At 55.0% G+C, this 21,456-nt stretch carries 15 protein-coding genes; 9 read left to right on the top strand and 6 right to left on the bottom strand.

Features of this window, described 5'->3' with window-relative positions:
* Positions 1-84: 84 nt before the first annotated feature.
* The gene (gene cas8g1 / locus METLA_RS0100080; protein ID WP_024296606.1) at positions 85-2,280 is read right to left on the bottom strand and encodes a type I-G CRISPR-associated protein Cas8g1/Csx17; all 2,196 of its coding nucleotides are present in this window, start codon (positions 2,278-2,280) and stop codon (positions 85-87) included.
* Positions 2,270-4,636: a CRISPR-associated helicase/endonuclease Cas3 gene (locus tag METLA_RS0100075; protein ID WP_024296605.1), complete on the bottom strand. Its 2,367-nt coding sequence runs from the start codon at positions 4,634-4,636 to the stop codon at positions 2,270-2,272. The genes cas8g1 and METLA_RS0100075 overlap by 11 nt, the downstream gene beginning before the upstream one ends.
* 339 nt (positions 4,637-4,975) lie before the next feature.
* On the opposite strand from METLA_RS0100075, the gene METLA_RS21185 reads away from it, so the two are divergent.
* A complete protein-coding gene (locus tag METLA_RS21185) occupies positions 4,976-5,836 on the top strand; it encodes a helix-turn-helix transcriptional regulator (RefSeq protein WP_024296604.1) in 861 nt (286 codons plus the stop codon).
* Positions 5,837-5,931: 95 nt separating this feature from the next.
* On the opposite strand, the gene METLA_RS0100065 is transcribed toward METLA_RS21185, so the two are convergent.
* From METLA_RS0100065 to METLA_RS0100055, 3 genes are all read right to left on the bottom strand, one after another.
* A complete protein-coding gene (locus METLA_RS0100065) occupies positions 5,932-6,465 on the bottom strand; it encodes a hypothetical protein (RefSeq protein WP_024296603.1) in 534 nt (177 codons plus the stop codon).
* A 436-nt stretch (positions 6,466-6,901) separates the two neighbouring features.
* The gene (ppsA, locus tag METLA_RS0100060; protein ID WP_024296602.1) at positions 6,902-9,313 is read right to left on the bottom strand and encodes a phosphoenolpyruvate synthase; all 2,412 of its coding nucleotides are present in this window, start codon (positions 9,311-9,313) and stop codon (positions 6,902-6,904) included.
* Between the two features lie 84 nt (positions 9,314-9,397).
* Positions 9,398-9,994 carry a Uma2 family endonuclease gene (locus tag METLA_RS0100055; RefSeq protein ID WP_024296601.1) on the bottom strand — a complete coding sequence of 199 codons (597 nt, stop codon included), beginning with the start codon at positions 9,992-9,994 and terminating at the stop codon, positions 9,398-9,400.
* 294 nt (positions 9,995-10,288) lie between these two features.
* Here METLA_RS0100055 and gcvT point away from each other — a divergent pair, with 294 nt between their 5' ends.
* The 4 genes from gcvT to METLA_RS0100035 all read left to right on the top strand — a co-directional run bounded on the left by gcvT (position 10,289) and on the right by METLA_RS0100035 (position 16,379).
* Entirely contained in the window at positions 10,289-11,365 is a 1,077-nt protein-coding gene (gene gcvT / locus METLA_RS0100050) for a glycine cleavage system aminomethyltransferase GcvT (protein ID WP_024296600.1), read from the top strand.
* A gap of 3 nt (positions 11,366-11,368) precedes the next feature.
* A complete protein-coding gene (gcvP, locus tag METLA_RS0100045) occupies positions 11,369-14,263 on the top strand; it encodes an aminomethyl-transferring glycine dehydrogenase (RefSeq protein ID WP_024296599.1) in 2,895 nt (964 codons plus the stop codon).
* 148 nt (positions 14,264-14,411) lie between these two features.
* Entirely contained in the window at positions 14,412-15,440 is a 1,029-nt protein-coding gene (locus tag METLA_RS0100040; RefSeq protein WP_024296598.1) for a hypothetical protein, read from the top strand.
* A gap of 132 nt (positions 15,441-15,572) precedes the next feature.
* Positions 15,573-16,379 carry an SDR family NAD(P)-dependent oxidoreductase gene (locus METLA_RS0100035; protein WP_051459721.1) on the top strand — a complete coding sequence of 269 codons (807 nt, stop codon included), beginning with the start codon at positions 15,573-15,575 and terminating at the stop codon, positions 16,377-16,379.
* A 101-nt stretch (positions 16,380-16,480) separates the two neighbouring features.
* On the opposite strand, the gene METLA_RS0100030 is transcribed toward METLA_RS0100035, so the two are convergent.
* On the bottom strand, positions 16,481-16,807 hold the full coding sequence (locus tag METLA_RS0100030; protein WP_024296596.1) for a hypothetical protein: 327 nt from the start codon (positions 16,805-16,807) through the stop codon (positions 16,481-16,483).
* Positions 16,808-17,162: 355 nt separating this feature from the next.
* On the opposite strand from METLA_RS0100030, the gene METLA_RS0100025 reads away from it, so the two are divergent.
* The 4 genes from METLA_RS0100025 (at position 17,163) to METLA_RS0100010 (ending at position 21,202) form a co-directional block, all read left to right on the top strand.
* The gene (locus METLA_RS0100025; protein WP_024296595.1) at positions 17,163-18,380 is read left to right on the top strand and encodes a porin; all 1,218 of its coding nucleotides are present in this window, start codon (positions 17,163-17,165) and stop codon (positions 18,378-18,380) included.
* 220 nt (positions 18,381-18,600) lie between these two features.
* A complete protein-coding gene (locus METLA_RS0100020) occupies positions 18,601-19,884 on the top strand; it encodes an ammonium transporter (protein WP_024296594.1) in 1,284 nt (427 codons plus the stop codon).
* Between the two features lie 51 nt (positions 19,885-19,935).
* Complete coding sequence (locus METLA_RS0100015; protein WP_024296593.1) at positions 19,936-20,262, top strand: hypothetical protein; 327 nt, start codon at positions 19,936-19,938, stop codon at positions 20,260-20,262.
* Positions 20,263-20,524: 262 nt separating this feature from the next.
* Complete coding sequence (locus METLA_RS0100010) at positions 20,525-21,202, top strand: phytochelatin synthase family protein (protein ID WP_245598704.1); 678 nt, start codon at positions 20,525-20,527, stop codon at positions 21,200-21,202.
* Positions 21,203-21,456: the final 254 nt, after the last annotated feature.

Below are 21,456 nucleotides of genomic sequence, written 5' to 3'. Positions count from 1 at the left end.
AACCGTAGGGTGGATAAGCGTAGCGCATCCACCATGATGGCTACGGTGGATGCGCTACGCTTATCCACCCTACAGAAAATCTCTTCATTCCTTCGTAATACGCCGCAGCAATTGCGCGATGTCGGCAAAGGCGATTGGGATTGCCAATGCCGCCAACAGACGCTCGCCATCGATGCCAATCACGGAAGGCGGACTATTGGGGAAGGCCGGCAACGGTATGCCCGCTTGACGCAGCTTGGACCAACCCAGTTTCACAGCGCGGCCGGTATGTCCGGCGGCAAGCCAGGCGAGTAATTCCGGCGGTTGAGGCAATTTGGCGTCCTCCGGTAAAAAACCGATCTTGCGCAGCACGTGGTCTTCGACGAAAAACGGCTTCAAGACAGCATACGTGGCAGGCAACACGCTTGCTTCCCGATGGTTCGCTCTTTCGCCCAGATGACGCGGAAAATCGTTGACCAGGGCTAAACCTTGCGCCAAATCACCGATGCGCCGGTCATCCGTTTTTGTCGAAAGAAAGTCGGCAATGTCCATGCTGTCCACGCCGAAGTGAAAAGCAAAGGGCTTGTCCTTGCTCTGCAAGCGTTCCGCCGCCAACATCCGCGACCGCAGCAAGGCCACCATGTTGCGCTCGAATGGGCCTTCCCCCCACACGGCCAGCCGCGACTCGGTATCCCAACTCCATTTGCCAACCTTGTCTACGCTCGTCGCCGCAAAGTGCAGGCGCATCGGCAAGTTTTTCGCTTCAATATTTGCCAAGGCGCAAGCCAGCCGAAACTCCGCCGAACCATCATCGGCTTTCAGCACCCAATCGGGCTTGAGCACGCAAATCGGCGCTTTGACGGCTTCCCTGCCCTTTCCACTCAAGCTCAGCGCTCGTTGAAGCTGTCCCAGCAGGATCAAAACATCCTGGACAGTTTTTGGAGAGCCCTTTTGTGCAAGCTCGAACAGCTTGCTTTCCAATTGCCGGGTCAACGATACGAGACGGCCGGGTGCTTCGTTTTTTCGGGCAAAACCGCGCAAATTTTCGAGGAAACGAGTTTTGTCGAGATCATGAATCAAATCGGCGGCAGGATTGCGCTGCGTTTTGAGACGGCCGAACGGAGTCGCAAGATAGGCTTTGCCGGAACGCATCACAAAGCCGTAGCGTTGAAATTCGCTGATGCCGCGATCAACGCCCAAACCGGCAACGGCGCGGGCAAAATCCAGCCCGTCTTTGGCTGGGCGACGGCCGAGCGTGGCGCGGCCTTCCTGGAACAGAATTTTCAATTCCGCCAACGTTGCGGCGTTGCGCCACAGCGGAAGCCAGATTTCGGCGCGCGCATTCGCTTCATCGGTTTGGCTGCTGGCTCCTGAACCGCCGCCGGTGTTGTGTACCGTAAACGGATAGCTCAATGCGCCGCTCCGATCCTGTTGGAGCCTGCGCGTAGTGGCGGCGGCAAAAAGCAAAGCCCCTTCGACCATGAAAATAAAGTCCCAGGCATTAAACAGCGAACTGGACTCGAAACCCACCGTGCCGTTCGGTCCTCCCGCGCCGCCGGGAAAAAACTGTCCGATTGCCGCATTTGTCGTCAACTGCACTGTTGCTTTGGCAAACACAGCTCCGTCAAGCCATTGTCCGGCACCCGCATCGGTGGTTCCTTTATCGAGGTCAAACAATTGCCGAAGACGCTGCATAAAATTGTTGGTAAAGTCCAGATTGCCGTCATTGCCACCGGTTCCCAACAACGGTGGAAAAAACGTTTTATCCTGGCTGATCAACAGCGCCGCATCCATCCAGATAAGAAAATTGTCGGGAAACGAATTTCTAATGATTTGCAGCAATCGGCTTTTGCCTTCATTTTTTGGCGCTTCCTGAAATCCGCATTGTTCAAGTGCCTGCCTGGACAGTTCTATCATTTGGCGATAAGTTGAAAAACGCTGCGCCGCACAGTTCGCCATCGCATCGATAGTACGGGTCGCTTCGGTTGGCTGGTTGCGAACGCCGGTTTTCAGTTTTTTACCGGTCAGCGGGTCTTTTTCCTTCGTTTTACCTTCCTGATAGAAAAAACCGCTGCCGCCGTTCCAGGGCGCAACAATCGGTGTAGGCTGATAATCTTCGAGAAAAAACCGCAGTAGATCATCCTTATCCATCGTGGTTCTCAAAACAAAGCGCTCGTTTTCCCAATAACCCGCCGCATCCGGGTCCTTTTGTTCGGCAACCAGACGCAAAATGCCCAGTGCTTTCAGGTAATGCGCCAGCGGGACTGGAGCGCAGCCGTTCAAACAAATGTCATTCTCCATTATGTTCATTCCCCGTTTTTTGTTCTTGCTCCGAAGCGCACCAGTCGGCGATACGCACCAAGGTTTCATACCAGGCCAACAAAAACGGCCCGTGTTCGGCCAGCAGTTTTTGCGTGCGGTGCGTCCAGGACGGTCCCATCTCGCCGACGCCCAATTCCATCACGTCCAGTCGTAAAGTGGTCTCCGGCAGGATAGTGCCGTCGATGTTCACCGGCGGTAATTTATCGCCCTCGTGGATGCCGCGCGCATAGCGTTTACCGTCTGGCGCTTCCGGTTCGTCCGGCATCGCGCGAAGATTCATGCGCACCTTGCCGTGATGGGCAACAATCAAATAGGCAATCAGGTCGTGGGTAGGCGATCTTTCGCCGTGAGCCAGCCAGGCCAGCATGGAAGCCAACTCGTGGCGAAAATAACGGCGTTTGTGTCTGGCGGTCGCCGCCGATTTGGCCCAAAGCCGCAGCCGTTGCGGGGCGTCTTCGCTCCAAACGCTTTTCAGCGTCTCCTGAAAAATTGCATGCGCCTTGCCGACATCGTGCCAAAATGCGGCCGTCACAATCGCTTCGGCCTTGTCTTGCGGCAGTTGCAACACGAGGAGCAATTGTTTGACGGCCGCCGCAACATGGCAAAGATGGTCTTCCAATAGAATCGGAATCGTTTTTATGCTATCCGGATCTTTCTGGTAAACCTGATTGCTGGCTTCACGATGCGCGAGCACTTCCACAATCTGTTTGTGTGCCGCAACAAAACCCAATGTATTGTCGTAACCGCCGTCCTGTGCGCGCAGCAACAGCGTTTGACCGGGATAGACGTTGTTTTGGCCGACACTTTTCCATGATCCGGCCACGGAATCCCAAACGAACGCGGAGATGGCTTTGTTTTTCAAGTGGCTTTTGATTTGGCTGATCGATACCGGGCAAAGCTCGGCCCGGTCCGGCTGCGCTTGTTCGGGACGATTGCCGTCGAAATCCCGCCAAAAGACAAACAGAGGCGGGGGGCCGCTGTCGCGGATATAACCGGAAATGTCAGTATCGAAGCCGGTCAAGTCGGAGTCGGTGTTGAACAAATCGAGAAAGTCCTTGCGCCGCAAAACATCCGTTGTCGGCTGCTTTCCGGTCGTTTTCGGCAACGCGCTCAACCCTGCGTTGGTCAGTGTTTGCAAAGTCGCGCGCGCTTGCTCCATGTCCGCATAGTCGTAAGGCAGCGCGGACGCTTCATCCTCGATTTCCAGCCAATAAATGTTCGCCTCCGCATATTCGCCATAGCGGTTGCAACGGCCGAAGCGCTGCACCAGCGACGACCACGGCGCCAATTCGGTGAATAGGTTTTTCGCGGAGATGTCGACGCCGGCTTCGATCGCCTGAGTCGCCACGAGGATGCGGCCGGACGGCGGTGCCGTCTGCTGGATCGCCTGATTCAGCGCTTTGCGTTCATTGGCGCGAAAACGGGCATGGACCAGCAGCAATTCCGCATCCGGCTTGCGTTTTTTCAGCAGTTTCAGTAAGTTCTGCGACCGCTCGACGCGGTTGAGAATTACCATCGTATTCGTAGCCGCTTCGTGCGCGGACAAAATTTGCGTTGCCAAATCGGCCAAGTATTTTTCACCGCTGCCTTTTTTGCTTTCCGCTTTGAGCACCGCGCTTCCGGTCTGAAGCGTTTTTGAAGCGGAAAGGCGCTGGCCCGCCAAATTCTGATCGTCTTCGTCGATCTTCAACACGGTAGCGTTGTCGAGATGCGATGCAAAATCGACGGTTTTGAGCCAGTCGGTATTTAACGTGGCGGACAACCACAAACTGCGGGCGCCGCCGTGGACGTTAAACTCACGGCGGAACGCTTCCAATTGCGCCGAAGTGCGAAGGCCGGCGCCCATCAATTGCACTTCGTCGAAAACCCACAGCGCATCGTTGTGCAGCAAAGCAAAATGCACCGGCCATTGGTATCGGCTCATCCCGTAGCCGCGCATCAACGCGCGCGACAACAGCATGTCCTGCGTGCCGATCAAAATAGCGTTTCGATCGGGTTGCAAGGTCCAGGATTGCAAATCCTCCTCGCCACCCATCAGCAGATGAACGGAAATAGCCGCAGCATCTCCGCCTAACCTGCGCAGCCAATGACGAATGTTGGCTTCGGTTTGCTCCGCCAAAACCCGCATCGGCAAGCAATAGACCAAACGCCGCGGCGTATCCGGGTCGTGCTTTATGATCCGTTTGTAAAGCCAAGCCAACACGACTGCCGCCGTTTTACCCAGGCCGGTCGGAATTTCCAGAAAATCAGGCCAAGGCTGAGTACCCAAGCGCTGCTGGTAAGGATACGGCGCTCCGATTTCAGTCGCCTTGTTGAAAAAGTCACTGTAATCCATCTCTATTACCCAATACTGTCATTGCCGTGAATCCTATTGTTTCAGTTTGCAGGGTGAACAAGCGCAGCGCATCCACTCATGAAGCATCAAAAGGTGGATGCGCTGCGCTTATCCACCCTACGCTAAAGTTCTCAGACTGATTTAGCATTTGTGTTTTTTGCCCTCATTGCTGATCAGTGATGGATAAAAATACTCCATCGGGTTCATTTGCGGCATTCCGCAAAACCGCGAGCATGTATTCTTTCATTCCTTAGGCGCACGATTGGTGGTAATCTATTGCTTAACAGAAAACTAAGTTTATATGAAAATAATATTTACATATAAATTAACACCTTTACTATGCCGACACAACAGAATTTAAAGCGTGAACAACAGCAACGATTAACCCTGCTCGAAGCGACGGTGTTCTGGAGCGGCGAGGTATCGACGGCCGCGCTGATGGGTAACTTCGGCATCAGCCGGGTGCAGGCGTCTAAAGATTTGACGACTTATCAGCGCTTATGCCCCAGTAACATCCGCTATGACAAGCACAAGAAGCGCTATGTCATCACGGAAGCGTTCACACCGGCTTTTATGACCGGCACGGCCGCCGAATTCTTGCAGGTACTGAAATCCAATCAAAGCCAGGATAACGGCTTCATCGTGCCGTTGATCCAGAATCTGCCGGCGGTTGAAGTGCTCGAACCGGTCTTTAGAAAAATCGACCGCACGATCTTGCAGACGGTCAATCAGGCGATTGTGCAACGCAAGGAGATTCAGGTTCGCTATCAATCGATGAGCAATCACCTGCCCCAGGACTATTTTTTGAGTCCGCATACCCTGGTGTTTGACGGTTTGCGCTGGCATGTGCGGGCTTTCAGCCAAAGCCACGGGCAATTTCGCGATTTCGTGCTGTCCCGCATTGTCAGCGCCGAGACTATCGGCGGGGCGATGAAAGACCGGGACGAAGACCGGATCTGGAATACTTATGTCCAGGCCGTGATTGCGCCGCATCCGGGCCTGACCGAGTCACAGCGGGCGGCGATAGAATTTGATTATGCGATGGAAAACGGCGAATTGAAATTGCGCATTCGCGCGGCCTTGCTGAATTATTATCTCTCGGCGATCAGAATCGGCCCCGATGATCTACAGAGGCCCGCGTATGCGCAGCAAATCATTCTGGCGAACCGCGAGGAATTGGAGATCTATCTATGGGACTGACCTGTAACGTATTGGATCAACTCTTCTTCCGACGGGAGCGAAGCCGGTTGCGATTCTCGTCCCCAAGTAGCCGCAACCGGGCTGTCTGTCATAGGTTATTCGACTCCATCTATTTCGGGTGAACTTGTCTCACATTTTTCAACCGCCGTAACCGAATAGGCCGTGGTGTTCGGATCGGCGTTTATCGCCCGCAGTTTTTTGATGAAGTCGCTGAAAGCATTGGGCTGGACGAATCTGCCTTCTTGCACGCAACCCGAAAATCCGCCTTCGACCCCATAACCGTAAACGATAAAGCGCGAAATCACATTGTCCGCGACCGCTTTGCCGATGGTCTTACGCACCCTGCGGTAAGCGTCTTCGTCCACCGCGGGCCCGATACCGTTGATAGAGATTTCCGCCGCATTGCCTGCAAATGCAGCCTCTTCCTCGCATGGCGCTTCGCTGGCATCCGGCCAATCGCTAAGCGGCTGAAAACCTAAGTCGGAGGCGTCGCCGAGCTTTTTGGCGGGAATATCGAAGAGATTCAGGCGGCCCGTTTCGCCGCCGCAGACCGCCGGATAAAGCAGACCATTAGTACCGCAACGCGCATGCTTGGCCGGAATTTTCGCTTCGATCAGCTCTTTTTTCATGGTTTTTGGACTGATGCCGGCGCTTTCACACTGGATAGAACCATCAGACTTTGCCACTGTGACCCACTTAGTCTCCGCCTGAACAGCAAACGCCGCGGTTAAGCCGATACTAAGCAATACATGACGCTTTAGCTGATTCATAATTTTTCCCGGTAGAGTAATGATTTTAAACGATCGGACAGGGCCGGACTTGCAAATCCCGACGGTTAGCGGCCTCTGAACACACAGAAGACTGAGCAAAAACGGGCCGCACGATAAAAAACGACGGGGGCGCGCGACACGATCAACTCATCCTAAATGATAAGTTGATTTGTCGAATGGCGCAATAGCCGATGGCGAGAAGGAAAAAGCCATCAGGAATAGGGCGATAAATAACATCCCGGCAAAAGACCTGCCAGTTTTTTAAAACCTGGCAGGTCGGTCTATGATGAAATTATTACTTACCCAGCCGCTTCTCGGTTTCCAGGATCCGCTGCGTGGTTTGCAGCACCGTATCCGGATTCAGGCTCATCGAATCGATGCCGACTTCGACCAGAAACTCGGCCATTTCCGGGTAATCGGAAGGCGCCTGACCGCATAGCCCCGAGTGGCGGCCGTTGCGGCGCGCGCCGGTGACCGCGAGGCGGATCATTTCCTTCACCCCCGGATCGCGCTCGTCGAAATCGCTTGCGACGATTTCGGAATCGCGGTCGACGCCGAGCGTCAATTGTGTCAGGTCGTTCGAGCCGATCGAGAAGCCGTCGAAATGCTTGGCGAATTCGTCGATCTGGATCACGTTGTTCGGAATCTCGCACATCACATAGATTTGAAGTCCGTTCTCGCCGCGCTTCAGCCCCAACTCGGCCATGTATGCGAGCACCTTCTCGGCCTCGCCGACGCGCCGGCAGAACGGAATCATCAGGATCACGTTGCTCAGCCCCATCACCTCGCGCACATGCTTCATCGCCGCGCATTCGAGCGCGAAGCCTTCGGCATAGGCCGGGTGGATATAGCGCGAGGCGCCGCGGAAGCCGATCATCGGGTTCGCCTCGTCGAATTCGAACCAGCGCCCGCCGAGCAGCGTCGCGTATTCATTGGTCTTGAAGTCGGACATCCGGACTACGACCGGCTTCGGATAAAACGCCGCCGCGATCGTGCCGACGCCTTCGGCCAGGCGCTGAATGAAAAAGTCCCGGCCGCTGTCGAACTGCTGCGTCAACGCTTGCAGTTGGGCCTTCTCGGCTTCGTCCTGCACCTTCTCGGGATGAATCAGCGCCATCGGATGCGCCTTGATGGTTTCGGTGATGATGAATTCCATCCGCGCCAGGCCGACGCCGTCGTTCGGCAAAAAGCTGTGCTTGAAGGCCGCCTCGGGATTGCCGATGTTCAGCATGATGTGGGTCTTTGGATGCGCCAAACCGGACAGGTCGGTGGTGATTTTTTCGAAGTAGAGCATCCCTGGATACACCTTGCCGACGTCGCCTTCCGCGCAGGACACGGTCACCGGCGCATTGCTCTTGAGCACGGTGGTCGCATTCTCGCAGCCGACCACGGCCGGCACGCCGAGTTCGCGGGCGACGATCGCCGCATGACAGGTGCGGCCGCCGCGGTTGGTCACGATCGCGGAGGCGATCTTCATCACCGGCTCCCAATCCGGGGTGGTGATGTCCGCGACCAGCACGTCACCGGCCTTGAATTCGGACAACTGCTCGACCTTGTTGATGATCCGCGCTTTGCCCTGGGCGATCCGGCCGCCGACCGCATGGCCGGTGACCAGCGGGACTGCAGAGCCCTTCAACACAAACTGTTCGAGCGTCGAGCCTTTCTGCATCGAAGCGACCGTTTCCGGCCGCGCCTGCACGATATAGAGCTGGCCGTCAATGCCGTCCTTCGCCCATTCGATGTCCATCGGCCGCGGCACGCCGGCCCTGGCGCTGTAATGCTTTTCGATACTGATCGCGTAACCGGCGAGCGTCAGCGCGTCCTGGTCGTTGATGCAGCTTTGGTTACGCTCGTACTCGCTGGTCGCGATATTGCGCGTCGACTCGCGTGTGCTGCCGTCGCTGTAGATCATCTTGATCTTCTTCGCGCCGAGCGAGCGCCTGAGCACGCTGCGGAAGCCCAACTCGTAAGTCGGCTTGTGCACGTAAAACTCGTCCGGATCGACCGCGCCCTGCACGACGTTTTCGCCGAGGCCGTAGGCGCCGGTGATGAACACCACATCCTTGAAGCCCGAATCGGTGTCGAGCGTAAACATCACGCCGCTGGCCGAGAGGTCGGAGCGGACCATCTTCATCACCCCGACCGACAGCGCCAGCTTGAAATGATCGAAGCCTTGATCGACCCGGTAATGGATCGCTCGATCGGTAAACAGGCTGGCCATGCAGCGCTTGCACGAATCCAACAGCGCAAGGTCTCCGCTGACGTTCAGATAGGTATCTTGTTGCCCGGCGAAACTGGCGTTCGGCAAGTCTTCGGCGGTGGCGGAACTGCGCACCGCGACGCTCAAGTCGTCGCCGTATTCCTTTTTCAACTGCGCATAAGCTGCGAGAATTTCGTGCGCGAGATCGGCCGGAAACGGCGCGCCATAGATAATTTCGCGAGCCCGGCGCGCGCGTTTGGCCAGATCGGAGACATTGCCCGGATCGAGATCGTCCAGCGCTGCATGCAAAGCATCCCAGGCATTGGCATGATCGAGCAGGTAGCGGTAGGCTTCCGCGGTCACCGCAAAGCCGTTCGGAATCCTGATGCCTTCCGGCGTCAGTTCGCGGTACATTTCGCCGAGCGAGGCATTCTTGCCGCCGACCAAAGGCACATCATCGATCGACAGTTCATTGAACCAACGGATATATTGCAGTTGTTCGGACATTCGTGTCTCCTTGCTGGATGATAGTTGCGTTCGTGATTTTCGTGGATATTCATCATGCGTGATGCCGCATGCCCCAGTCTGGATTTACCGCCGCGCATTTTTTTCTTCGAGGAAAGACTTCATGTCATCGTTCTCGACCCGGTAATAAATTTCTTCGACCGGCAAGGCCAATCCTACCGACTCGAAGATAACGGTATCGCCGAGGAAATAATGTTCGGACACCCAACCTTCGCTGCGGCGGCAAACTTCCACATCGACAAAGTCTTGCTCGATCAGCACATATTCCCGCAAAAACGGCATGGCCTGATAAGCGGTACTTTTGAGCGTCTCGTCCATCCGCCGCGTCGATTGCGACAACACCTCGACGATGAGGACCGGCGTTTCGGCGTAATAGTCGTTGCGGCTGGTATCCTCGCAGACGACCATCACGTCGGGGTAGAAAAAAGCGTGCGCGGTTTTGACTTTCAGGTCGGACGCAAAGGGTTCGCAAGGCGTATTCCGTAACAGCGCGCGTAATTCGCCGAAAATATTCCCGGCGATGCGCTCGTGATTTTTACTCGCCCCGGCCATTGCGTAAATATAGCCGTCGATATATTCATGCTTGATCGTGCCGGCCAGTTCGCCTTGCAGGTAGTCTTCCTCGCTGATCGGCAAATCTTCGCCTTGATGCTGGAGAGCCATGTTTTTTCCCTCATATCTTCTTCGATACGCAGCCATTTTAGCAGGGTTTGGCGGCGGGTTGCTGATATGCTGTCAAACGCCGGTGCGCCGTCCAAAAGGGTTCATCCATACGGGCTTTCTCAGAGGAGAAGACGGTAAAATTGATTTTGTTTATTACGCTATGGGTTAGCGCGTGGAAGTAACTGAATTTCGCGAAGTTAATTTTACCTAACGCCTAAGCCGACAAATAATACGACCCACGCCGCAAAAATTCGGATAAACTGACCGTTCAATAACATTCAGGTTCTCTATGCCATGATATTGAAAACCCTGCCTTTGAACGCTTTACATCTCGAACTGGGCGCGAAGATGGCGCCCTTTGCGGGTTACGCGATGCCTTTGCACTACGGCACCGGCATCATCCAGGAACACCTGCATTGCCGGAGTCATGCGGGATTTTTCGACATCTCGCATATGGGGCAATTCAGCGTAGCGGGCGATGACGCCGCAAGCGCGCTGGAAAGGCTGACGCCGAGCGACATTTCGGGCCTCCTGCCCGGCTTCGAGAAATATACCGTGCTGACGCAGGACAACGGCGGCGTGCTCGACGACATCATCGTGAGCCGTACCGCTTCGGGCTTGTTCATCATCGTGAACGCGGCCTGCAAGGACAAGGATTTCGACTATCTAAGCCTGCATCTGCCTGGCCTCAGGGATTTACAGGAGCGCGCGTTGTTTGCGTTGCAGGGACCTTTGGCCGAGGCCGTAATCCGAAAGTTTTCAGCGACTGCCTCCAGCCTCAAATTCATGCAAAGTTGCGATACCGAACTCGACGGCATCGCCTGCTTCATCAGCCGCAGCGGCTATACCGGCGAGGACGGCTTCGAAATTTCGGTCGGAATTCCCGATGCGGAGCGCCTGGCCCGCCTGCTGCTGGCGGAGAACGGCGTCGCGCCGGTCGGCCTCGGCGCGCGCGACACCTTGCGCCTGGAAGCGGGGCTTTGCCTCTACGGCCACGAACTGAACGAAACGATCACGCCGGTCGAGGCGGGACTCAACTGGATCATCAAAAAAGGCCACGCCCGCTTTCCCGGCGCCCCAAAAATCCTGGCGCAGCTTCGAGACGGCACTGAGATGATCCGCGCCGGCCTGATCGTCGAAGGCAAGGCGCCGACCCGGGAAGGCGCGGCCTTATCCAATGCTCAAGGCCAAAGCGTCGGCCATGTCACCAGCGGCAGTTTCGCGCCGAGCCTCGGCAAACCGGTCGCGCTGGCGCGGCTCGACAAGGCCTATGCAGCGGTCGGAACTCGCCTGTTTACCGAAATCCGGGGGCGAGAGGTCGCACTGTCCGTCTCCCCTCTGCCTTTCATTCCTCATCGCTACCGTCGTTAAGCTATGACAAAACCTCGCCCGAACCTGAACCAACTGGAAATGCGCGGCGATTTCATCCGCCGCCATATCGGCCCGAATCCCGAACAAATCCGGGCGATGCTGGCCGAACTGGGCCTGACAGATCTCGAACAGATCATCGCCAAGGCGCTGCCCGCCGACATCCTGAACGCCGAGCCCTTGAAACTGACCGAAACGATAAGCGAAAATGCGGTGATCAAGCACCTGCGCAAGATCCGCGAACGCAACAAGGTCTTCACCTCGCTGATCGGCATGGGCTACTACGATACGATCATGCCGGCCGTGATCAAGCGCAATGTGCTCGAAAATCCGGGCTGGTACACCGCTTATACGCCGTATCAACCCGAGGTCAGCCAGGGCCGGCTCGAAGCACTGCTGAACTTTCAGCAGATGATCATCGATTTGACCGGCATGGAAATCGCGAACGCCTCGCTGCTCGATGAAGCGACCGCTGCAGCCGAGGCGATCACAATGGCGCGCAGGCTGTCGCATAATCCGGTGCAGGCCGTTTTTGTCGACCGGGACTGCCATCCGCAAACGATCGCGGTGGTGCAAACCCGCGCGCGCTCCTTAGGCTATCAGGTGATCGTCGGCGATCCTTATCAGGGTCTCGATCAGCACGATTTTTTCGCGGTGCTCGTGCAGTATCCGGGCTCGCAGGGCGAGATACACGACCTCGGCGAGATCGTCGAAATCGCGCATAAAAAATCCGCTCTGGCCGTGGCCGCGGCTGACTTGTTGAGCCTGGTGCTGCTGAAACCGCCCGGCGCCTTCGGCGTCGACATCGTGGTCGGCAGCGCGCAGCGCTTCGGCGTGCCGATGGGCTACGGCGGCCCGCATCCGGCCTTTTTCGCGACCCAGGACGAATACAAGCGCTCGATGCCGGGACGACTGATCGGGGTGTCGAAGGACAGCCACGGCCACACCGCCCTGCGCATGGCGCTGCAAACGCGCGAACAGCATATCCGGCGCGACAAGGCGACCAGCAATATCTGCACGTCGCAGGTCCTGCTCGCGGTGATCGCCGGATTTTATGCGGTGTATCACGGCGCGGAGGGACTCAGGATGATCGCCGGGCGCGTGCACCGCTACGCGCAAATACTCGCGGCCGGCCTCGCGCTGATGGGTTACGAGGTGGTCAGCCGCCGTTATTTCGACACGCTCGTCGTGCGCGTACCGAACCGCGCCAAACGGATCGCCGCGCAGGCGATGGAAGCAACGATCAATCTGCGCGTGATCGATCTGGACCATCTCGGCATTGCGCTCGATGAGACGACGACCCGAAAGACGCTCAGGGCGATCTGGCAGGTGTTCGCCACGCCGGCGGCCGAGTTTCCGGACATCAATAGGCTGCACTCTAGCCTCGACGAATGCATCCCGGACGCGCTCCTCCGCACCGATCCTATCCTGCAGCACCCGGTGTTCGCGCGCTACCATTCCGAAACCGAGATGATGCGCTACATGCGGAGATTGGCCCGGCGCGACATCGCCTTGGACCGCTCGATGATTCCCTTGGGCTCGTGCACGATGAAGCTGAACGCGGCGACCGAGATGCAAGCGCTGTCGTATCACGAATTCAGCGGCCTGCATCCTTTCGCGCCGCTGTACCAGACGCTCGGCTACCAGCAGATGTTTTCAGAACTCGAGGACATGCTCTGCGACCTGACCGGCTTCGATGCGTTTTCGTTGCAGCCGAACGCGGGCTCGCAGGGCGAATACACGGGGCTGTTGGTAATCCGGAAATATCACGAAGTGAACGGTCAGGGCCAGCGTACTATCTGCCTGATCCCGGCGTCCGCGCACGGCACCAACCCGGCCAGCGCAGTGCTGGCCGGGCTCAAGGTCGTCGTGGTCGCCTGCGACGACAACGGCAACGTCAGCCTCGACGACCTGAAGGCCAAGCTTGCCGAACATCACGACACGGTCGCCGCGCTGATGATCACCTATCCTTCGACGCACGGCGTGTTCGAGGAAGCGTTCCGGACGATCTGCGATCTGGTCCACGCGCACGGCGGCCAGGTCTATCTGGACGGCGCCAATTTCAACGCGCTGGTCGGCCTCAGCCGGCCCGGCAAGATCGGCGCGGATGTCGCGCATTTAAATCTGCACAAGACCTTCAGCATCCCGCACGGCGGCGGCGGTCCCGGCGTCGGCCCGATCGGCGTCGGCGCGCATCTGGCGCCTTACTTGCCGGATCATCCGGTCGTCAAGAACGTCAATCCGAACAAAGGCCCGCACGGCACGGTCGGCACGGTCGCGGCCGCGCCCTGGGGCTCGGCCAGCATCTATACGATTTCCTGGGCCTATATCGCGATGATGGGCGCGGCAGGGCTCAAACGCGCGACGCTGACCGCGATCCTGAACGCGAACTACATCGCCAAACGGCTCGCGCCGCACTACCCGATCCTGTACACCGGCAAGAACGGCTGGGTCGCGCACGAATGCATCATCGACTGCCGTGCGTTCAAACATGCCTGCGGCATCACCGTCGAAGACATCGCGAAAAGGCTGATCGATTTCGGCTTCCATGCACCGACCGTGTCGTTTCCGGTGCCCGAAACCCTGATGATCGAGCCGACCGAAAGCGAGGACAATAACGAGATCGACCGCTTCTGCGACGCCTTGATCGCGATCCGTCAGGAAATCGCCGAGATCGAGAACGGCAAGGCCGATCCGGAAAACAATGTGCTGCGCCATGCACCGCACACGCACAAGCTGTTGCTGGAAGAATGGACCCTGCCCTATTCGCGGCAACAGGCATTCTTTCCGGACGACGATCAGGAGGACGACAAATACTGGCCGCCGGTCGGACGCATCGACAATGTCTACGGCGACCGGCATGTGGTGTGCACCTGTCCGCCGCTGGAGGATTTTCAATAAGCCGACATATAGGATGCTCCGAACAACGTGAGGCGAATCAATCGCGATCGCTGCAATGAGCTTCGCTTCCGCTCAACATATCCTACGACTCCACGTTATATTAAGTGACGCAAAATAAGTACTTATTTTCTATTTGAGGTAGATAAGCATGACTTTTAAAGAATATACATATAACTATCAAGAAGCAATTGAACGAATCATCAGCACCATTAAAATCCCCAATAAATCTAACAGAGATATTATCAATCTAGCCCACCCAAACATACCTAATAAATTTATTAAACCGAAATCTTTTTTCAGCATCAATGGCATCAACGGAAATCAGATAGCCATAGTTATTAAAATCAATTTTCATGAAGCAAAAGTTCCTTTTTTAAAATATAAGTGCTGCATATCTGAAATTAATTCAGCATTACTTGCCGACTCTATTTTTAAATTTGAAATTCACCCAGATAACAATTTCATATTAGCAAAATATGATATATTTGGAGTTTTTAAAACACCGCATTTCATTGATTATTACAATAAAATCAGACACCAATTTTATACAACAATTTTAAGACTGTCATCAATTATAGATATTTTAAATGTGCAATTTAAAATTAATGGGTATTCATGCATAGAAGCGAAAATTGGCATTTCATGCAGAAAACTTGAAGAAGCCGAAAGGATGTGTTTAATATGCCCAGCAAACGCCAAGATTATGCTGGATAAAGATGCTTTTGATTATATAGACAGCCTTATTGATGAAGATAATAAAAAATCACTAAAAATAAACAATGAATTAAATTGCTATCAGGGAAGCTTAATAAATAAGGCAATGAACAAATGGGTTGTAGAAAATAATAATTTTCAACCCTCCAATCCAAGGGAGATTAATACTATAACGACACACAATATAAAACGTGAACTTGATAAGAACTTACTTAAAAACTCTATATGTCCTATATGTAATGGAGATGGCGGCACTAGAGGAGGTTGTTCTAAATGCGAAGGCACAGGATTGGTGACCGAACAAGATATATCTAATTATTCCTCATTACCAAAAGCTTTATATGGAGGAAGAGGTGATAGCAAGATATCAAATTACGACTATATTGGTGGTCATATTGGCGCTCATTATAGAGATCGAGATGGTACCATTGGATCAATCCCCGATTACGATAAAGATGAATAAGCCCGCGTGAGTCCGATTACGCTACGCTAATCGAACTTACGCGGGCTCGATAATAAACAAACATTAGACCTCGCAGTCTTCCCTTTGTGAAATCGTTAAAACCTCAACCACATCCTTCGGAAAGGAGGCCCCATGAATGCGATTTCAAAGTCAGCAAATCCAACCTCCCAATGGGCCTTAATTACCGGCGCGTCCGGCGGCATGGGCTATGAGTTCAGCAAGCTATTTGCAAAAGATAAAATCAATACGGTTCTGGTCGCACGCAACGAAGCACAGTTGCAAAAAGTTAGCGAGGAACTGCAACGGGATTACGGCATTTCTACCGTAATTGCAGAGCTGGACCTGTCGCGGCCGGACACGCCGGAAAAACTCCATCAAATCGTCCAGGGCCAGGGCTTGACGATCGATTATTTGGTCAACAATGCCGGCATCGGTTTTTATGGGCCGTTTGCGGATTCCGACCCGACGGCGAATACCGGGATGATCAATCTGAACGTAGCGGCGCTGGTGCAACTGACCCGCTTTTTTCTTCCGGGTATGATCCAACAAGGCCGGGGGCGCATCCTGAATGTGGCGTCTCTGACCGCTTATCAGCCGGGCGGTCCGGGCGCCACAGTCTATTATGCAAGCAAAAGTTTCGTGCTTGCGTTCAACCGGGGACTGGCCGTCGAACTGAAGGGCAGCGGCGTCACCACGACCGCGCTGTGTCCGGGAGCGATGAAGACCGCCTTTGAGACGAAAGGCGGATTTTCCCGAACCCGTTTATACCGCTTTTTGGCCAGCGATCCGCAGAGCAATGCCGAAGCGGGTTATCAAGCGATGCGGAAAGGAAAATCGGCTGTCGTACCGGGATGGATCAGCAAACTATTGGCGATCGGCGGCGAAATGCCGCCACGACGGTTCGCGTTGTGGGTTAACAAGATGCTGCTAACGTCTTAGAGGGTGACGCTTGACCGCATCCTAATAGCTTTTTATGCAGAAGGTTTGAATGAGGAATATCACCTTATTCAGACCTTCCGCACGAAAGGGTATTCTTTGGCTTATGTCCCGCAGTGATAAGCCGTGCCTGTGACAGTGCCGTTAAAAGCGCCGGCCGGGTAAAAATGCTCCCATACGACATGGCTTGCGCCCATCTGGCCGGCATGCTTGACGGCCGATTGTTTTGCCAGACGTTGCCAATCGCTATTCTTGCCATAGCCCGATGAGCCTTCGATTTTGCCGACGAGTTGGCAACCTTGTACCTTTTCTACGGGCACTTCATCGGGTTTCGCGCAAACACTGAACGGGACGCCGGACAGCAACGCGGCAGCCAACAAAACCTTGGATATATTTCCGCGTTTTGCTTTAAAAAACGCAAATTTTGCCATCAGATTTCTCCTTATTGTAATTATTGGACGGCTCTTGCCGATGCGCCTATGCTTCCTGATCAACGCCAAATGCGCACGGTGGAGAATCTTACTTCGTATCGAATCGAAAGTAAATACCCGATTAATCCCGGATGCTAAAAATCACCCGGCTCTATTGATCGGAAGCATGCGTGGACTGCAAAAAATCACGATTGCTTGATTTTAGTATCGACTCGATACTATTTAAGTAATATAATTTTTTACCTTCCTGCAAACTGTGATAAAAAACTACGCTGCAGGATGAAATGTTTTTGTAACGCAACGCATCGCTACACAAATAACAACCTGACATCAACGGCAACGCTTGGCTAGGGACATGAAACAATCGAAAGCTGTTCTCTGCGCATCCCCGCTCACTATCGACAAGGCATCGATATTCTTCCTGCTTTTGCTCCTCTACAGTCATTTCGCCTCGACGGTGATGGCGCATGACGACGGCGCCTTCTTCGCGTTGACGGGCCGGGATTTCAGCCAAAGCCGATTGTTCAAGGAGCATGGTATCAACATCGACGGCTGGCTCTCGATGGGCGGAACCTATCTGACCCGTAATCCGGATAATCACTCGAACGCACCGATCACGTTCAATGACCGCAGCGGAGAACTCCAGGTCAATCAGTTGAATATGTATCTGGAAAAACCGGTGGACATGGAGTCGAAACACTGGAACTTCGGCGGCCGGGTCGATCTGATGTTCGGCACCGACAGCCGTTTCACCCAGGCGACAGGGCTCGACAACCGCTGGATCAGCGACAAGGATCTGCGTTTTTACGATCTGGCGCTGCCGCAAAGCTATCTCGAAATATTCGCGCCGTTCGGTAACGGCCTGTCGGCCAAGATCGGCCATTTTTATACGATTCTTGGCGAGGAAGTGGTCACCGCCCCGAACAATTTTTTTTATTCGCACGCCTACACGATGCAGTACGGCGAACCGTTCACGCATACCGGCGCGCTGTTCAGCTATGCGCTGAATGAAAATTTCACGCTGAATGCGGGCTCGGTCGCCGGTTGGGATAATTTCGACGAAAATCTGGCCAACTGGAATTTTCTGGGCGGCATGTCCTGGACCAATGACGAAGCGACCAGCGCGGTGTCCTGGTCGGTGATCAGCGGCGATACCGATGATGTGCAGGCCGCCAACCGGACAGTGTCCAGTCTGGTCATTTCGCACAGCTTTACCGACAAACTGCAATATGTTCTGCAACACGATTTCGGTTTTCAGGAGCAGGCCGCGGCAACAGGTCAGGACGCCTTCTGGTACGGCATCAATCAATATCTGATTTATGACATTACCGACTCCATTTCTGCCGGATTACGCGGCGAATGGTTTCGGGATGCGAACGGCACCCGCGTAATCGCCGACAATCCCGGCCACTATTTCGCGCTGACCGCGGGGGTGAACTGGAAGCCCAAAGGCTGGCTCACCTTGCGGCCCGAGGTGCGTTATGACTGGGCCGACGCCAAAATCAATCCCTACATCAATCAAAGCAAGGATCACCAGTTGCAGTTTGCAATGGACATGGTGATCGAGTTTTGAGGTTTTTTCTTTGTCATGCTTTGCCCCAGCCATTCCCGCTTCGCCTTCCTTAATCTCGTCGCACTCGCTCAAAGTTTCGTACTCGAGCAAAAAAAACAACCGATCCTCCAAGTAATTCCTTGCATTTTTTGCGCATCTAGGCTAAAAAGCGCGATCCTTTGACCATCGCGGGTCAAACTTCTGCCCCCCACTGACAACAAAAATAAATAAGGTGGAAATCATGCGAAAGATAGCCTTGGCAATCCTGCCCGCTGCCCTCCCGCTTCCGGCTTTTGCCGAAGACGGCCTGAACTCGGCCGATACCGCCTGGATATTGACGTCGGCGGGCCTGGTGCTGTTCATGACCATGCCCGGCCTCGCGCTGTTTTACGGCGGACTCGTGCGCACCCGCAACGTGCTGTCGGTGATCATGGCCTGTTTTTCGATCACCTCCTTGATGTCGTTGATCTGGGCGATCGCCGGGTATAGCCTGGCGTTGACCGATGGCGGCGCGCATCAGACCTTGCTCGGCGGCATGTCGCAAGTGTTTCTGGTCAACATGGATGCGGACAAGCTGGTCGGCAATCTGCCCGAGTCGGTCTTTGCGATGTATCACATGACCTTCGCGATCTTCGCACCGGCGCTGATCGTCGGCGCGATGGTCGAAAGAGCCCGCTTTTTTCCGCTGCTGTTTTTTTGCGCGCTCTGGGAAATGCTCGTCTATGTGCCGGTTTGCCACTGGATTTGGGGTAACGGCTGGCTGGCCGAATGGGGCGTGATGGATTTTGCGGGCGGCATCGTCGTGCACGGCAGCGCGGGCATTGCGGCCTTGGTCGGCGCGCTGGTGATCGGCCCGCGGCGCGGTTTTCCGCGCGCGCCGTTGATGCCGCATAATCTGACCATGACCGCGATGGGCGCCGGCATTCTCTGGGTCGGCTGGCACGGCTTCAGCGCCGGCAGCGCATTGATGGCAAACGGCTCGGCCGGCATGGCGATGTTGTCGACGCATCTGTGCGCCTCCTCCGCCTCGATCACCTGGATCGTGCTGGACTGGCTCAAGTTCGGCAAACCGAGCGTGCTCGGCGCAATGACCGGCATGGTCGCGGGCCTCGGCATGATCGCGGCCGGCGCGGGTTTCGTGTCGCCCTTCGGCGCGATCGTGATCGGCATCGTCGCCGGCATCGCCTGCTTTTATTCGATTCAACTGATCAAGCAGCGCCTCGCTATCGACGATGCGCTTGACGTATTTCCGGTGCATGGCGTTAGCGGCATTCTCGGCGCGTTGCTGACCGCGGTGTTTGCCGATGCATCGTTCGGCGGCACCGGCATCGTCAGCGAAGACGGCATCGTCAAACAGGTAGCGATCCAGCTTTTCGGCATCGCGGTCACGATCCTCTGGAGCGGTCTGATCAGTTATGGACTCTTCAAGGTGATTGATAAACTGATCGGCATTCGCGTGAATCAGGAAGCGGAAACCAGCGGCCTCGATCTGAACCAGCATGACCAACAAGGCTACAATTTTTAATCCGCTATTTTGGTCATGCGCATTGCATGTATTTCCTGAACCTTTGAATCCATGAAAACAAGCCGTTTTCTTATTCTTAACTTGCTGTTCGCCGCGAATCTGGCCTTTGCCGAGATGCACGAAGCCGAAATAAAAGTAAAAAACTCGCCCTGCCTCGGACAATCGATCGAAGAAGTCTTGAAAAACAAGATTCATATCCGCTCACAACGCGATTTAGGCTGGCAAACTTTCGACGAAGAGGGCCATGTAGAAGTCGAGCGCGCTTTTTTGATGAATAAAAGCATGCAGTTACGCTTTCGCTGGCGGATCAATGCCGACGGCAGCATCACACCGGTCAGCAAACGGGCTGAATCGCTTTGCACGGAGGAGGCAGAATAAAGTATTCTGCCAATTCAACACAGCAGCCCGGCAACGAGTTTAAACGCGATTTACCTCGCCATCATCTCGGCATAAAATGGTTTTTTATCATTCCTACTTTTAATTCGCCAAGAACGGCTACCCACCACTCTGAGGAATCGGCATGTTCTTACACTTGCAAAAAAACGAGACTCGCCCAGCAATCTGGCAGCTCATACCGATCATTCTGGCTTGCCTTCTGCTTCCCGCCTGCTGCTCTTTACCGCAGTCGCCATCGGATACGTTGGCCAAACCAACCGGCACGGGCACTTCACGGCTGATTCCGCTGACTTCATCCGAAGGCGAGCAACTGCTCTACGGCAGCCACGCCAAACAGGACTTCCTGCCCTTGAGCATGCATTTCGTCTCGCAGCAGAATCTCGCCTATTGCGGCGCGGCGAGCATCACGATGGTCTTGAACGCGCTTGAAATTCCGGCGCCGATCGATCCTGCCTATGTGCGCTTTCCGATGTTCACCCAAAACAACGTGTTCAATGCGAAAACCGATCGCATCGTGAGCGTGAAAAAGATCGCAGAGCAAGGCATGACGCTCGATCAACTCGGCGGCCTGCTGGCGACCTATCCGGTCGCGACGCAGGTTTATCACGCCGGCGACAGCAGCCTCGAACAATTCCGCAAACTGGCTGTGGAAAATTTAAGGCAGCCCGGAAACTTCATCCTGGTCAACTATCTGCGCACTTCCCTCGGCCAACAAAGCAGCGGTCATATTTCGCCGCTCGGCGCTTATGACCAGGCCAGCGACCAATTTTTGATCCTGGATGTCGCGCGGTTTAAATATCCGCCGGTCTGGGTCAAGGCCGAAACGCTTTGGCGGGCGATGAATACGATCGACGACGCGTCCGGAAAAAGCCGGGGCTTTGTGGCGGCCAGCCGAACGGCAACGTTGGACCGGGAACGCTAAAGCGGCTATCCGCCGGGGCCGATTGCGAATGCCATCCCTCCTTTGCAAAATTAACTGTTTAGTCCCGCTGAGCCGGGCCGAAACCTTTGCCTCGGGATTATCCTCTTGTTCATCAAAAAGTCGCCAGACCGCATTCCGCGCACCGTATGGACTTTAGGTTTCGTCAGCCTGTTGATGGACTGTTCGTCGGAACTGGTGCACAGTATCCTGCCGGTCTTTCTGGTCGGCACGCTCGGCGCGAGCGCGCTGACTGT

This window comes from Methylomicrobium lacus LW14 (genome assembly GCF_000527095.1).
Classification (GTDB): domain Bacteria; phylum Pseudomonadota; class Gammaproteobacteria; order Methylococcales; family Methylomonadaceae; genus Methylomicrobium; species Methylomicrobium lacus.
This window is presented reverse-complemented; position numbering and strand designations above follow the sequence as displayed.

What these genes read in the sequence shown, in the direction of transcription:
- METLA_RS0100020 (WP_024296594.1), top strand. Translation starts at nt 18,601, where the DNA reads ATGCGAAAGATAGCCTTGGCAATCCTGCCCGCTGCCCTCCCGCTTCCG.
- METLA_RS21185 (WP_024296604.1), top strand. Translation starts at nt 4,976, where the DNA reads ATGCCGACACAACAGAATTTAAAGCGTGAACAACAGCAACGATTAACC.
- cas8g1 (WP_024296606.1), bottom strand. Translation starts at nt 2,280, where the DNA reads ATGGAGAATGACATTTGTTTGAACGGCTGCGCTCCAGTCCCGCTGGCG.
- METLA_RS0100035 (WP_051459721.1), top strand. Translation starts at nt 15,573, where the DNA reads ATGAATGCGATTTCAAAGTCAGCAAATCCAACCTCCCAATGGGCCTTA.
- METLA_RS0100015 (WP_024296593.1), top strand. Translation starts at nt 19,936, where the DNA reads ATGAAAACAAGCCGTTTTCTTATTCTTAACTTGCTGTTCGCCGCGAAT.
- METLA_RS0100065 (WP_024296603.1), bottom strand. Translation starts at nt 6,465, where the DNA reads ATGAAAAAAGAGCTGATCGAAGCGAAAATTCCGGCCAAGCATGCGCGT.
- METLA_RS0100025 (WP_024296595.1), top strand. Translation starts at nt 17,163, where the DNA reads ATGAAACAATCGAAAGCTGTTCTCTGCGCATCCCCGCTCACTATCGAC.
- METLA_RS0100075 (WP_024296605.1), bottom strand. Translation starts at nt 4,636, where the DNA reads ATGGATTACAGTGACTTTTTCAACAAGGCGACTGAAATCGGAGCGCCG.
- METLA_RS0100040 (WP_024296598.1), top strand. Translation starts at nt 14,412, where the DNA reads ATGACTTTTAAAGAATATACATATAACTATCAAGAAGCAATTGAACGA.
- METLA_RS0100055 (WP_024296601.1), bottom strand. Translation starts at nt 9,994, where the DNA reads ATGGCTCTCCAGCATCAAGGCGAAGATTTGCCGATCAGCGAGGAAGAC.
- gcvT (WP_024296600.1), top strand. Translation starts at nt 10,289, where the DNA reads ATGATATTGAAAACCCTGCCTTTGAACGCTTTACATCTCGAACTGGGC.
- gcvP (WP_024296599.1), top strand. Translation starts at nt 11,369, where the DNA reads ATGACAAAACCTCGCCCGAACCTGAACCAACTGGAAATGCGCGGCGAT.
- METLA_RS0100030 (WP_024296596.1), bottom strand. Translation starts at nt 16,807, where the DNA reads ATGGCAAAATTTGCGTTTTTTAAAGCAAAACGCGGAAATATATCCAAG.
- ppsA (WP_024296602.1), bottom strand. Translation starts at nt 9,313, where the DNA reads ATGTCCGAACAACTGCAATATATCCGTTGGTTCAATGAACTGTCGATC.